This is a genomic window from Nonomuraea thailandensis (genome assembly GCF_024172165.1).
GTDB lineage: Bacteria > Actinomycetota > Actinomycetes > Streptosporangiales > Streptosporangiaceae > Nonomuraea > Nonomuraea thailandensis.
On sequence record NZ_JAMZEB010000002.1, the window covers coordinates 4081659 to 4094656 of the forward strand.

The 12998-nt window shown below is 74.2% G+C and carries 13 protein-coding genes; all 13 read left to right on the top strand.

Going from position 1 to position 12998, the window contains the following annotated elements; genetic code table 11:
* Nucleotides 1–2: 2 nt before the first annotated feature.
* Genes HD597_RS22240 through HD597_RS22300 form a run of 13 tightly spaced genes read left to right on the top strand, consistent with a single transcriptional unit; the run spans nt 3 to nt 12966 of the window.
* On the top strand, nt 3–803 hold the full coding sequence (locus HD597_RS22240; RefSeq protein WP_253744606.1) for an oxidoreductase: 801 nt from the start codon (nt 3–5) through the stop codon (nt 801–803).
* Nucleotides 800–1837 carry an alpha/beta hydrolase family protein gene (locus tag HD597_RS22245; RefSeq protein WP_253744607.1) on the top strand — a complete coding sequence of 346 codons (1038 nt, stop codon included), beginning with the start codon at nt 800–802 and terminating at the stop codon, nt 1835–1837. Before HD597_RS22240 ends, HD597_RS22245 begins: the two co-directional genes overlap by 4 nt.
* Nucleotides 1830–2966 carry an aromatic ring-hydroxylating dioxygenase subunit alpha gene (locus HD597_RS22250; RefSeq protein WP_253744608.1) on the top strand — a complete coding sequence of 379 codons (1137 nt, stop codon included), beginning with the start codon at nt 1830–1832 and terminating at the stop codon, nt 2964–2966. Before HD597_RS22245 ends, HD597_RS22250 begins: the two co-directional genes overlap by 8 nt.
* Complete coding sequence (locus HD597_RS22255) at nt 2963–3781, top strand: hypothetical protein (protein ID WP_253744609.1); 819 nt, start codon at nt 2963–2965, stop codon at nt 3779–3781. The genes HD597_RS22250 and HD597_RS22255 overlap by 4 nt, the downstream gene beginning before the upstream one ends.
* A complete protein-coding gene (locus tag HD597_RS22260) occupies nt 3778–4692 on the top strand; it encodes a hypothetical protein (RefSeq protein WP_253744610.1) in 915 nt (304 codons plus the stop codon). The genes HD597_RS22255 and HD597_RS22260 overlap by 4 nt, the downstream gene beginning before the upstream one ends.
* Nucleotides 4677–5384, top strand: coding sequence for an SDR family oxidoreductase (locus HD597_RS22265; protein WP_253744611.1), 708 nt, complete (start codon nt 4677–4679; stop codon nt 5382–5384). The genes HD597_RS22260 and HD597_RS22265 overlap by 16 nt, the downstream gene beginning before the upstream one ends.
* The gene (locus HD597_RS22270; protein WP_253744612.1) at nt 5381–6121 is read left to right on the top strand and encodes a maleate cis-trans isomerase family protein; all 741 of its coding nucleotides are present in this window, start codon (nt 5381–5383) and stop codon (nt 6119–6121) included. The genes HD597_RS22265 and HD597_RS22270 overlap by 4 nt, the downstream gene beginning before the upstream one ends.
* A gap of 1 nt (nt 6122) precedes the next feature.
* Nucleotides 6123–6773: a hypothetical protein gene (locus HD597_RS22275; RefSeq protein ID WP_253744613.1), complete on the top strand. Its 651-nt coding sequence runs from the start codon at nt 6123–6125 to the stop codon at nt 6771–6773.
* Entirely contained in the window at nt 6770–7693 is a 924-nt protein-coding gene (locus HD597_RS22280) for an alpha/beta hydrolase family protein (protein ID WP_443689986.1), read from the top strand. Before HD597_RS22275 ends, HD597_RS22280 begins: the two co-directional genes overlap by 4 nt.
* Entirely contained in the window at nt 7690–8784 is a 1095-nt protein-coding gene (locus HD597_RS22285; protein ID WP_253744614.1) for a hydroxymethylglutaryl-CoA lyase, read from the top strand. The genes HD597_RS22280 and HD597_RS22285 overlap by 4 nt, the downstream gene beginning before the upstream one ends.
* Nucleotides 8781–10295 carry a class I adenylate-forming enzyme family protein gene (locus HD597_RS22290; protein ID WP_253744615.1) on the top strand — a complete coding sequence of 505 codons (1515 nt, stop codon included), beginning with the start codon at nt 8781–8783 and terminating at the stop codon, nt 10293–10295. Before HD597_RS22285 ends, HD597_RS22290 begins: the two co-directional genes overlap by 4 nt.
* On the top strand, nt 10279–11487 hold the full coding sequence (locus tag HD597_RS22295) for a DUF4437 domain-containing protein (protein ID WP_253744616.1): 1209 nt from the start codon (nt 10279–10281) through the stop codon (nt 11485–11487). The genes HD597_RS22290 and HD597_RS22295 overlap by 17 nt, the downstream gene beginning before the upstream one ends.
* A 9-nt stretch (nt 11488–11496) precedes the next feature.
* Nucleotides 11497–12966: an MmgE/PrpD family protein gene (locus HD597_RS22300; RefSeq protein ID WP_253744617.1), complete on the top strand. Its 1470-nt coding sequence runs from the start codon at nt 11497–11499 to the stop codon at nt 12964–12966.
* Nucleotides 12967–12998 lie beyond the last annotated feature (32 nt).

Consider the following 12998-nt stretch of genomic DNA (forward strand, 5'->3'; position numbering starts at 1 on the left):
CCGTGAAAGAAACGCTGCAGCACGTGGAGCGGATGCTCGACGAGTCGCCCGTGATCGACGTCACCGAGACGTTCGAGCGGCTCCAGGGCATCCTCGAGGAGCTCAAGGCCAGGATCGACGCCCGGTTCGAGCTGACCCCCGACCCGGCCTCGCCGGGCGAGTACGGCACGCACCCCGATGGCCCCGGCGGGCGGCTGGACGCCTACGCGGGGCCGGAGATCGACTGGCTGGTGCACTCCTGGCTGGGCAATCCCGCGGCGAGCTTCGCCAACCTGCACCTCACCGCCTGGCTCGGCCCGCAGGTCAGGGTGCCGCACCTCGGCATCGCGCTGCTCGTGTGGCCGGAGGGCTGGTTCTACCAGGACTTCATCCCCAGGGCGTGCCTCACGGCCGACGGCGGGCACTTCGACCGCTACTACGCGCCGCTCGACGCGGAGTGGCTGGCGTTCAAGGAGGAGAACCCGGACTTCGTCTGGTTCACCAGCCGAGCCGCGTTCATCCGCGCCAGCCTGTCGCCGAACGCCTACTGCTACTCCTTCCCGCGTGCCCCGCAGCACCTCGACACGGTGCGCGACCTGCTCCACGCCCGCGTCGGCCGGTGGCTGGAGTGGGTGGACGAGGCCGAGCCGGTGCCGGAGGCCGAGCGGGCGGGCTTGGCGGCGGCGGACCTGGCGGTGCGCCGCAACATCGCCGAGCGCGACCCGGCCAACGTGATGGGCGTGCGCTACTTCGGCCAGGAGCAGACGGACCGCCTGGTCAGGGGCCTGTGGGGCGGCGACCGCGAACTCCCGAGGCCGTCGTGACGGGCCCGGGCCGGGCGCCGCGGGCCGACGGCGACGCCGTCACGGGCCCGGGGCCGCAGGGCGCCGTGACGGGGCCCGGGCCGGGGCCGCAGGCGGACGGTGGCGGGGCTGAGGCGGGCACCGGGGTGCGGTCGTTGTGGTGGGCCGCCAGGACCGGAGGGGAGGCGCCCTTCGACACCGCGCATCTCAAGGTCCACTACCCCGCCGCCCCCGACGGTGACCGCCTGACCGGCGTCTTCGCGCCGCGGGGCGGGCCGTACCCCGTCGTGCTGTTCCTGTCCGGGATCAACGTCGGCCAGGACGCCTACCGCTGGCTCGCCGTCGAGATCGCCCGCGCGGGGTTCGTGTGCGTGACGTTCGACCGGGTGGGCGAGCTGTTCGGCGGGGAGCGCGGCCTGACCCCGGGCGTGGACCTGGACGCCGCCGCGCCCGCCGCGTACGGCAGCCGCCCGACGTGCCCGGCCATCGGCGCGGTGCTGGCGTCGCTGGCCGGCATCGAGCTGCTCAAGGGCGCGATCGACCTGGAACGGGTGGCGCTGGGCGGGCACTCGGCGGGCGGATCGGTGGTGCTGCAGTCGGCCCGCCACTTCCCCCAGGTGCGGGCGGTGTTCGCCTACGGCGCGCACACCATGGTGGCGACCATGCTCGGCTGGCCCCCGGGCACCGTACTGCCCGCCCAGGTGGACTGCCCCGTCCTGCTCGCGACCGGCACCCGCGACGGCGTGATCTCGGGCAGCGCCGACCGCTACGGTCAGGAGGGCCACGCCCACGACCCGGTCACCCGTACCTTCGAGGAGGCCCTGGGCGGCGGCGGCGAGCATCTGCTCGCCGTCCTGGAGGGCGCCAACCACTTCACCGTCGCCGATCCGGTGGACCCGACGGCGGCCCGCGCGTTCCTCGACCTGCCCGCCACCGCCGACCGCCGCCCGGAGCTGGGCCGGCTGATCACCTCCTTCCTGCGCGCCCACCTGCACGGCGACGCGCGGGCCCGCGCGGTGCTGGACGGCCTCGACCTCAGGAGGAGCCATGCTTAAGAACTTCTGGTACGCCGTCGAGTTCGGCCACGCCGTGGACCGCAGGCCGCGCAGGGTGACCTGCCTCGGCCAGGACTTCGTCGTGTGGCGGCGCCGCGACGGCCAGGTGGCCGTGCTGTCGGACCTGTGCGTGCACCGGGGCGGCGCCCTGTCGATGGGCACGCCTGCCGGGGAGGACCGCATCGCCTGCCCGTACCACGGCTGGGAGTACGAGCCGGACGGCACCTGCGTGAAGATCCCCGCCAACCCGCCGGGGCGCGGCATCCCCAAGAAGGCGCGCGTGGACGCCTACCCCTGCGTCGAGCGTTACGGCCTGATCTGGGCGTATTTGGGTGACCTGCCGGAGAAGCAGCGTCCGCCGATGCCGCACTTCCCCGAGCACGACGACCCGGCCTTCCGCGCCGTCTACTGGGAGACGACGATCGAGGCCAACTACGAGCGCACGATGGAGAACGTCGTGGACGCCGCGCACACGCCGTTCGTCCACGGCACCTCCTTCGGCAACCCGGACAAGCCGGAGATCCCCGACTTCGAGGTGACGCAGGACGAGTGGCAGGCGGAGGCCGACATCCTGCTAAGCCCGCCGCCGCCGAAGGGCCTGTGGAGCCTGCTGCGCTCCGGGGTGCGCCCGGAGCACGTGGTGGTCACCAACGGCTGGTACCTGCCGAACATCGTCAAGCTGCACGTGCGGCTGCCGTTCGGCGACCTCATCCTGTACGACCACAACATCCCGCTCTCCCAGGGACGCACCCAGGTCAAGATCGTCGGCTACCGGAACTTCTTCACCGGCAAGTGGGCCGACGGGAACGCGCTCAAGCGCATCGGCAAGATCTTCGAGCAGGACCGGCCCGTGGTCGAGTCGCAGCGGCCCGAGCTGCTGCCCTTCGACCTGTCGGCGGAGCTGCACCTGCGCAGCGACGCCCTCCAGGTCGCCTACCGGCGGCGGCGCGAGCAGCTCATCCGGCAGGGCTGGTGGGTGGGCGCAGACGACGTGGTGACGGGGGACGTGCCGCGCCGCCAGGCGACCGTCATCGCCTCTCCCGCCCGCCGGGAGAACCCTGAGCTGGCCCGCGCCTGGGTGCACAAGACCCGCGGCGGCGCCCCGGAAACCGATGGAGAGCAGCCATGAGCCTGCCCGCGACGCTGAGCGAGAACACCTTGGAGCGCCTGACCGGCGCGCTGGATCTGCGGGTGAGCCAGGACGTGCCGCTGTCCTCGCCGCTGTGCCCGGGGCCGGTCGGCCGCCTGCGCGTCCTGCGCCCCGAAGGCGCGGAGGACACGGCAGATCAGGTGGCCGCAGCCGATCAGGTGGGCGTGGCAGATCAGGTGGGCGTGGCAGAGCAGGTCGGCGCGGCAGAGCAGGTCGGCGCGGCAGAGCGGGTCGGCGTGGCGGGTGAGGTGGCGAAGGTGGTCGCGGTGTCGCTGGTGGTGCCGCCGATCGGCCTCGACAGCCACATGATCTTCGCCTTCACCCGCCCCGCCTCCACGATCCCCCACTTCACCCTGGACGCCGTTGTGTCGGCCGACCACCACGCCATGCACCTCGACCTGGTCCCCCGCGCCGACCTGGCCGTGCACCTGGACTACCTCGACACCTGCTTCCTGCCCCTCACCGACCCCCTGGAGACCGCCTGGCGGCTCGACGGCCTGTCACCGGCGGCGGTGGCCCCGCGCCAGCGGGCGATGATGTCCCCCTGGATGCTGGTCTGCCGCGCCACCGAGGAGGCGTTCGCCGAGCTCGGCCCCACCGTGCACACCTATCTCGACCACTGGCTGCGCCTGCTCGCCACGGGCGTCCCCCCGGCCGGCGGCGACCCGGCCGCCCGCGACCGCGCCAACCGGGCCAACCTGTTCTCCCCCGGCGTGGACCCCGTCTGGCACCAGGTCACCCGGCTGCTGGGCGAGGAGCAGTGCGAGCGGGTGCGAGGGGAGTTACTGCGATGAGCGGGCCCAGCGAGTGGCAGCAGCGCATCGAGGGCGAGTGGCACGGCCGCCCGTCCCTCTTCGACGCCACCGGCGCCTGGCAGGGCTACGAGGACATCCGCCGTTCCTCGGTCTACGACGACGGCACGGTCACGTACCGCATGGACGGCGGCCTGGAGGGCGGCGGGCCGCTGGCCGGCCGCTTCAAGCTGGGCGCGCCGTTCGCGTTCGGCGTGACCGACGCCGGCGGCGACCGCCTCTACACGGGCCCCGACTTCCACGGCTCCGGCCGCCCGTACGGGGGGTTCGTGGACGCCCGCTACTACGGGCCCGGCTGGCAGGTGGACCTCAACACCTGGAACCAGACGATCGGCGACACCCAGGTCTACTCGTCGCTGCTGTTCCAGGGGCCGGCCGTGGTCGGCTGCTTCAACGGCCTCTACACCCGCGACCCCGCGCAGGTGGCCGACTGGCTGCGCGCCGAGACGGCGAACGGGCCGGTGCCGTACATCCTGCCCACGAAGCAGGCCGGCGCGTACGGCGGCGCGTGCGAGGTGTTCGGTCCCGACCAGAAGCCGCGCGGCACCGTGCGGGTCACCGTGGAGCTGGAGCCGATCGACCTGCTCAGGACCCGCCACCACGTCACGTGGACGGGCGCGCTGGACCGCCGCCACACCGTGGAGGTGCGCAGGGACGGGTTCCGCTCCTTCTTCGAGGGGCCGGGCGCGTGGGGCAACGCGCAGGCGTACGGGCGGGCGAGCTTCCCCAGCCTGCACTTCGCCGACGGCACGCGGCTGGCCGGGCGCGAGTTCATGATGGACGCCACTGCCGGGATGGGCGCGGGCGCCACCATGGCCGTGGCCTGCGAGCTCTTCGAGGGCAACGTGCTCGCCGCCGTGCTGCACGGGGTGCTGACATGGTCATCGTCCTGACCGGCGCCACCCGCGGCATCGGCCGCGGGCTGGCCGAGCAGTTCCGCGCCCGCGGCCACGAGGTCGTCGGCTGCGGCACCAGCGGCGGGGACGTGGCCTGCGACGTCCGCGACCGCGAGCAGGTGTCCGCGGTGTGGGAGGCCGCCGTGGAGCGGCACGGGCGCGTGGACATGTGGATCAACAACGCCGGCGTCACGCAGGCCCGCAAGCCGCTGTGGGAGCTGGACGCCGGCGAGGCCCGCCGGGTGATCGACGTCAACCTCGCCGGTGTGCTCAACGGCTGCGCGGTGGCGCTGCGCGGCATGGCCGCCCAGGGGCACGGTCACGTGTGGAACATGGAGGGGCTGGGCAGCGACGGCCGTACCGTGCCGGGCCTGGCCGTCTACGGCGCGAGCAAGCGCGCGCTGACCTACCTCACGCTCGCGCTGGCCAAGGAGGTGCCGCCGGGCGTCTCGGTCGGGCTGCTCAGCCCCGGCATGGTCGTCACGGACCTGCTGCTGCGCGACCTGAACCCGCGCTCGCGGCGGGTGTTCGACCTGCTGGCCGACCGGGTGGAGACCGTGACGCCGTGGCTGGCCGAGCAGGCCGTCAGACGGGCCCGCAACGGCGCCCACGTGCGCTGGCTGACCGGGCGCAGGATCGCGGCCCGTTTCGCGCTGGCCCCGTTCACCGATCGGAGGGTGCTGCCATGACCGACGCGCTCGGCTGGCGCCGCAAGTTCGGCGTGATCGCCCCGTCCACGAACACCATCGTCGAGCCCGACTTCTACCGCATGACCGTGCCGGGCGTGACGGCGCACTTCGGCCGCATCCACATCCGCGACCAGAGCATGGCCGGGGACGAGGGCATGCAGCGGCTGCTGGAGCAGATCCGCCAGGAGCTCGGCGCGGCCTGCGAACGGGTGCTGACGTGCGAGCCCGACTACATGGTGATGGGCATGTCCGCGGAGACGTTCTGGGGCGGTGTGGAGGGGAACCGGCAGTTCGTCCGGCAGATCCGCGGCCTGACCGGCCTGGAGGTGGCCACCGGCGCCGAGGCGTGCGAGCGGGCGCTGCGGCTGTACGGGGCGCGCCGCATCGGCGTGGTCACCCCCTACCAGCCGGTCGGCGACGAGAACGTGGTGCGGTTCTTCTCCGAGATCGGCTTCGAGGTGGCCGCCATCAAGGGGCTGAAGTGCCCCACGGCGGTGTCGATCGCCCACGTCGGCGAGGCGGAGCTGCGCGAGGCCGTGACGCAGGTCGCCCCGGGTGTGGACGCGGTCGTGCAGTGCGGCACCAACCTGTCGATGGTCGGCCTGGCCGACGAGGCGGAGCGCTGGCTCGGCCTGCCCGTCATCGCGATCAACGCCGCCACCTGGTGGATGGCGCTGCGCGACAACGGCATCGAGGACCGGGTGCACGGCGCGGGCAGCCTGCTGCGGGAGCACTGACATGGACTACCCGCTCGCTCTGGCGCTCGTCGACTTCCTGCCGGTGCTGGCCATGGCGGCCGGGATCGCGCTGCTCGCGCCGTTCGCGGCCCGGACCCGGGGGCGCCTGCCCGGGTGGGCGGCGCTGGCCGGGGGTGTGCTGGTGGTGCTCGGCGGGCTGCTCAAGGCCGTGTGGAAGCTGCTGGTGGCGGCGGGCGGGCCCGACGTGGGGTGGCTGGCCGGGGTGCAGTTCTACCTGTTCGGGCCGGGGTTCGCGCTGCTGGCGTGGGCGGTGCTGGGCAGGAGGCCGCCGCTGTGGGGGATGGCCGGCTTCGCGGCGGCGGGCGTGGCCGCGGCGCTCGCCACGGGCGCGACGTGGCCGCTGCTGCTGGTGACCACCGTGTGCGCCACGATCCTCGGCGTGCGGCTGCTGCTGCTGTCCCGCCATCCCGCCGGGCGGGCGCTGTTCGGGTTCAACCTGCTCGGCACGTACGCCATGGGGCTGCTCGCCTCGCGTCCGGAGCAGACCATCGCCCTGCAGTGGGTGGAGGAGACGCTCAACACGCTCATCTGGACGGCCTTCGCCGTGGCCGTCCTGCGGCTGACGCGGCAGGACGTTCCCGCCGGCAACCGCTCCGAACGGACAGGAGAGACGCCATCGCCACTTCAGTGATGCGGCTGTGCGCCGCCATCGTGCTCGCCGTCGCCGCCCTCGCCTCCCCCGCGGTTGCCACGCCTGCGTGGGTGAGCTCGCACGAGGTCCGGATCGGCGCGGACCCCGCGACCGTCCACCTGCCTCCCGGCAGGACCGCGCTGCCCGTCGCGCTGCTGCTGCAGGGCGGGAACGTGCCCCGGGAGAGCTACGGCCGCTTCGCCAGGACGGTGGCCGGCTTCGGCTTCGCCGTCGTGGTGCCCGATCATCGGCGGGCCGTGGGGCCGGTGAGCGGGCTGTTCCCGGAGAGCGCGCAGCTCGGCGCCACCGTGGAGTGGGCCGCGCAGGAGAACGCGCGGGCGGGCTCGCCTCTCGCCGGGCGGCTGGACGCCGGCCGGCTGGTGCTGCTCGGGCACTCGTTCGGGGCCGCGGCGGGGCTGTTCGCCGTGGGGAACGCGTGCGTGCCGCCGTTCTGCTTCGGTCCCGTCTACCAGCGGCCCGCCGCCTTGCGCGCCGCCGCCTTCTACGGGGCCGCCACCGCCTCGCAGGGCGGGGCGGTGGTGCCTGTGGCCAATGCCGGGGTGCCCGTCGCGCTCGTTCAGGGTGAGGTCGACGGCGTCAACCCGCGTGCCGCGGCCCGCGCCACGTACGACGGGCTGTCGTCGCCGCCGAAGGCGTACGTCACGGTGGGCGGCGCCAACCACTACGGGCTCACCGACACGCAGACGCCCGCGGGGGCGGCGCCGGATCCCTCGGCGCAGATCGTCGGGCAGCAGGTCAGCATCGACGCGGCGGCCAGGTGGAGCGCGCTGTTCCTGCGCGCCTCGCTCGGCGACGCGCTGGCCGAGGCCTACGTGTACGGCTTCGGCGACGCCTCCGACGACACCGTGAGCGTCGTGTCGGTCCGCGCCGCGGCGGCCCCGGGCGGTGGCGGCACATGAGGACGGGCGCGACCGGCGCAGGCGTTCCCGACGCGGGCACGACCAGCGCAGGCGTTCCCGGCGCGGACGCGACCGGCGCCGCGCAGGTGACCGTGGTGGAGGTCGGGCCGCGGGACGGGCTGCAGAACGAGCCGGTCACCCTCGGCACCGACGACAAGGTCGCCTACGTCGAGGCGCTGGCCGAAGCCGGGCTGACCAGGATCGAGGCAGTCGGTTTCGCCCACCCGCGCCTGGTCCCGCAGCTCGCCGACGCCGAGCAGGTGATGGCCGAGGTGCCCAGGCGCGACGGCCTGTCCTACATCGGGCTGGTCCTCAACGCGCGCGGACTCGAACGGGCGCTCTCCGCGGGCGTGGACGAGGTCAACGTCGTCCTGGTCGCCACCGAGACCTTCTCGCGGCGCAACCAGAACATGACGGTCGCCGAGGCCCTGGCCTCCTTCGCCGGCATCGCCGCCCGCGCCTCGGGGCTGCGCGTGACGGCCACGATCGGGGCCGCGTTCGGCTGCCCGTTCGAGGGCGAGGTGGGGATCGGGCACGTGGCCGAGCTGGCTCGGCGGTGCGCGGAAGCGGGCGCGGACGAGATCGCGCTGGCCGACACGATCGGCGTGGGCGTGCCCGCCGACGTGCGGCGGCTGGTGTCGGCCGTGCGGGAGCGGACGTCGCTGCCGCTGCGCTTCCACTTCCACAACACCCGCAACACCGGCTACGCCAACGCCCTGGCCGCCGTGGAGGCGGGGGCGTCGGCGCTGGACGCCAGCAGCGGCGGGCTCGGCGGCTGCCCGTTCGCGCCGGCCGCGACCGGCAACATCGCCACCGAGGACCTCTCCTACGCGTTGCACCGGTCGGGCATCGGCACGGGCGTGCGGCTCGACCGGCTGGTCACCGCCGCCTCCTTCGTCGGGGAACGCCTCGGCAAGCAGGTCCCGGCCCTGCTCGGCCGCGCGGGCGACTTCCCGCCCGCCCAGGCACGGGAAGCCGACGACTTCCCGCCCGCCCAAGCGCGGGAAGCCGACGACTTCCCGCCCACCCAGGCACGTGAAGCGGACGGCTCTCCGCCCGCACGAGCACGGGCGCGGGAGGCGGGCGGGTGACGGTCCGGCTCTCGATCGCGGGCGGGATCCGCGAGGTGGCCGCCGCGTCCCCGGACGTGGTGGCGGTGGTGGACGGGGACCGGCGGCTGACGTACCGGGGGCTGGACGACCGGTCCAGCCGCCTGGCGAACGCGCTGCTGGCCGCCGGCCTGCGCACGGGCGAGCGGGTGGCGGTGCTGCTCGGCAACCGCCTCGAGTACGCGGAGGTCGCGGCGGGCATCGCCAAGGCGGGCCTGGTCATGGTCCCGCTCAACCCCCGGATGACGCCGCCCGAGAGCGCGTACGTCCTCGGCCACTCAGGCGCGCGGGCGCTCGTCGCCGACCAGGCGCACGCCGCAGCGGTCGAGGGCGTGGCGGTGCCGCCCGTGGTGCTGTCCCTGGGCGGGGCGGGGCTCGGCCCCTCGTACGAGGCGGCGCTGGCCACGGCCGAGGCCACCGACCCGCGCAGCGGCACAGGCGACCTCGACCCGTTCTGCGTCGCCTACACCTCGGGCACCACCGGCAGCCCCAAGGGCGTGGTGATCAGCCACCGCTCCCGCTGCCTCACCTTCTACGCCTCCGCCCTGGAATGGGGTCTCGGTCCCGGACGCCGTACGATCGCGGTCGCCCCGATGTACCACGGCGCGGGCTTCGCGTTCGGCTACGCCCCCCTCTGCACCGGCGGCACCGTCGCCATGTTGCGTTCCTGGGACCCGGAGCGGCTGCTGGCGATGATCGCCCGGGAGCGCGCCCAGTCGGTGTTCCTCGTCCCCACGCACGCCCACATGCTGCGCGCCCTCGGTCCCGCCGCGCTGCGCGCGCACGACCTGTCCTGCCTCGACACCCTGTTCTTCAACGCGGCGGCCCTGCCGGGGCCGCTCAAGGAGTGGGTGCTGGAGACGTTCCCCGGCGTCGGCGTGCACGAGCTGTACGGCTCGACGGAGGCGGGCATCGTGACCGACTGCCGCCCCGCGGACGCGCGCCGCAAGCTCGGCTCGGTCGGCCGCCCGTGGTTCATGACCGAGGTCAGGATCGTGGACGAGGAGGGGAACCCGGCGTCGCGCGGCGAGTTGTTCAGCCGCTCCCCCTTCCTGATGAACGGTTACCTCGGCGACCCCGGCGCCACGGCCGCCTGCACCACCTCCGACGGCTTCCTGACCAGCGGCGACATCGTCGAACGCGACGACGAGGGCTTCATCTACGTCGTCGGCCGCAAGAAGGACATGATCATTTCGGGTGGCGTGAACATCGCGCCGCGCGAGGTCGAGGAGGCCCTGGCCACGTTCCCCGGGGTGGCGGAGGCGGCCGTGGTCGGCCTGCCGGACGAGCGGTGGGGCGAGCGGGTGACCGCGTTCGTGGTCGCGCTGCCCGGCGCCCGCCTGGACGCGGCGGCGCTGGTCGCGCACTGCCGTACCCGGCTGAGCGGGCCGAAGGTCCCGCGGACGGTGGAGCTGGTCGAGGCGTTGCCGAGGAACGCCGCGGGCAAGATTCTCAAGCGCGCGTTGAAGGAGAGCCATGCGCCCCCACGTTGAAGTGATCCACGAGGACGACTACGTCTGGCACGCCGCCGAGCTGGCCGGCGGCGAGGGCCGGGCCGTCGAGCGGCGGCTGTCGGTGGACGAGGAGGACGGCTCCAGCTCGCTGCGGGTGGACTTCCGCACCGGCTGGGGCCGCGGCCCCGGCATCCATCACGCCACCACCGAGTTCTACGTGCTGGACGGCTCCATGACGTACGGGGGGCGCCGCCTCGGCGCGGGCGGCTACCTTTACCTGCCCAAGGGGGTGCCGGCCGACGCGGTCACGTTCGCGGAGGGCACCAGGGTGCTGCACTACAGGGAGTACGGCGATGCCGGGTTCGACCCGGTGGACAGCCTGGACGCGCCCCGCTGGGACGGCGCCCGCGAGGACGTGATCGTCCTCGACTCGGCCGCGATGAGCTGGGACGCGGTGCCCAATCCCGGGCCGATGCCGGGATTGTTCATCAAGTACCTGCACGTCGATCCGGTCACCGGCTTCTACACGCGGCTCGTGCACGCGCAGGAGGGGTGGGCCGATCACCGGCTGGCGCACCATCCTTGCTACGAGGAGGCGTACACGGTGCAGGGGCTGATGGAGTACAACTTCGGCACACTGGACCTGGGCACGTACTTCTTCCGTCCCGCCCGCGTCAAGCACGGGCACTTCACCTCCTTGGCGGGCGGGGCCACCTGGCTGCTGCGCTCCGACGGCGAGCTGTACAACTGGTACACCGAGAACGAGTGGGTGCGGTGGGGCGGCGAGTCCGTCAACTGGGGGCCCGGCGAGGGCCGCATGCGCTTCTCCCAGTCGGCCCACGATCTCGGCCGCGGCTCCACCAGGCGCGACGACCACGATCGCGAGCTGCTGAACGCCTCGCTCGCCTACGCGCGCGAGCAGGGGGCGACGGACTCGGGCTGGTTCCCGCCCGGCCACGGCCCCGACCGCAGCCTGCTGGCCGTCGCCAAGGCCATGGACGCCGCCCGCCTCCAGGGCGGGCACGCCGGCCACCACGAGCATGGGGACGAGCATGAGCACGGCCAGTGGGGTGCGGATCCGGCCGGGCTGGAGCACGCGCACGAGCGCGAGTCGCACAACTGGGGGCAGGGCCGCCCCTGGAAGCCGGGCGACCCCGTGCCCGCCCCGATCATCTCCACCCTTCCGGTACGCAGCCGTTCTCGCGGACGATGGGACGGCGACGGCATGTGAGGAGATCGGATGACGTACGTGCGGCGGCTGGCCGAGTTCGCGGTGGCGTGCAGGGACGGGGAGCTGCCGGCGGCGGTGCGGGAGGACGTGCCGGGCCGGGTGCTCGACGTGCTCGGCAACTGCCTGGCCGCCTACGCGGACCCGGACGGCGACGCCGCTCCGGCGGTGCTGCGTGCCGTACGGCGATGGGGCGGCAGCGGCGAGTCGACCGTGATCGGGAGCGGCGACCGGCTCCCCGCCCCGTCGGCCGCGCTGGTCAACGGCACCCTCGCGCACGCGCTCGACTACGACGACACGCACCTGCCGTCCGTGCTGCACCCGAGCGCGTCCGTCGTGCCCGCGGCGCTCGCGGCCGCCCAGAGCGTGAGCGCCCGTCACGCGGAACAGGCGGCGGCCCGGGACGCGGGTGCGTTCGGCGCGGAGCCGGGGGTGGGGGTGTCCGGCGGGGAGGTGGTGGCGGCGGTCGCGGCGGGGATCGAGGTGTGCGGCCGGCTCGGCATGGCGTCCTACCTGCCGCAGGAGCGCAACTCGCTCTTCTTCGAGCAGGGCCAGCACGCGACGTCGATCTGCGGCACGCTGGGCGCCGCCGTGGCCGCCGGGCTGCTGTTCGGGCTGACGGCCGACGGGATCGCGCACGCGGTGGGCGTGGCGGCCTCGATGGGAGCCGGCCTGCTCGAGGCGAACCGCACAGGCGGGACGGTCAAGCGGGTGCACTGCGGGTGGGCCGCGCACGCCGGGGTGTCGGCGGCAGTGCTGGCCGCTGAGGGGCTGACCGGGCCACCGACGGTCCTGGAGGGACGGTTCGGCTTCTTCCAGGCATGGCTGGGCGGACGCTACGACGCCGAGGCCCTGCTGGGAGGGCTGGGCGAGCGATGGGAACTGCTGCGGACGACCTACAAGCCATACCCGGCCAACCATTTCACCCATCCGGTCATCGACTGCGCGCTGGCGTTGCGGCGCGGCGGGCTGGACCCGTCGCGGATCGCGGAGATCGAGGTGGGCGTGCCGGGCCCGGTGCTGCGGACGGTCGCCGAGCCGTGGGAGGAGAAGGTCCGGCCGCGCTCGCCGTACCACGCGAAGTTCTCCGCCCCCTACACGGTCGCCGCGGCGCTGCTGGGCGGGGGCGGGCTCGGGCTGGCGCTGGAGGACTTCGCGACGCTGGACCCGGCACGGCTGGAGCTGGCGGAGCGGGTGCGGTGCGTGGCCGACGAGCGGGCCTCGGAGATCTTCCCGAGGGCGTTCGCGGCGGTGGTGCGGGTGCGGCTGCGTGACGGCTCGGCGCTGGAGCATCGGGTGGACTCCTCGCGCGGCGGGCCCGAGCATCCGCTCTCGGGGGCGGAGCTGGAGGCGAAGTTCCGCGCCAACGCGGGCCGGGCGCTGCCGCAGGAGCGGGTGGGCGAGCTGGTGGAGGCGATCGGGAAGCTGGTGACGGGCGGCACGGTGGACGACGTCCTGGCGCGGACGGTACGGGAGCCGTAGCCGGCCGCCCGGCGTTGGCCAGGCACCTCGAT

Coding starts and splice junctions, on each gene's coding strand:
- HD597_RS22265 (WP_253744611.1), top strand. CDS start 4,677: ATGGTCATCGTCCTGACCGGCGCCACCCGCGGCATCGGCCGCGGGCTG.
- HD597_RS22300 (WP_253744617.1), top strand. CDS start 11,497: ATGACGTACGTGCGGCGGCTGGCCGAGTTCGCGGTGGCGTGCAGGGAC.
- HD597_RS22295 (WP_253744616.1), top strand. CDS start 10,279: ATGCGCCCCCACGTTGAAGTGATCCACGAGGACGACTACGTCTGGCAC.
- HD597_RS22255 (WP_253744609.1), top strand. CDS start 2,963: ATGAGCCTGCCCGCGACGCTGAGCGAGAACACCTTGGAGCGCCTGACC.
- HD597_RS22285 (WP_253744614.1), top strand. CDS start 7,690: ATGAGGACGGGCGCGACCGGCGCAGGCGTTCCCGACGCGGGCACGACC.
- HD597_RS22270 (WP_253744612.1), top strand. CDS start 5,381: ATGACCGACGCGCTCGGCTGGCGCCGCAAGTTCGGCGTGATCGCCCCG.
- HD597_RS22260 (WP_253744610.1), top strand. CDS start 3,778: ATGAGCGGGCCCAGCGAGTGGCAGCAGCGCATCGAGGGCGAGTGGCAC.
- HD597_RS22250 (WP_253744608.1), top strand. CDS start 1,830: ATGCTTAAGAACTTCTGGTACGCCGTCGAGTTCGGCCACGCCGTGGAC.
- HD597_RS22275 (WP_253744613.1), top strand. CDS start 6,123: ATGGACTACCCGCTCGCTCTGGCGCTCGTCGACTTCCTGCCGGTGCTG.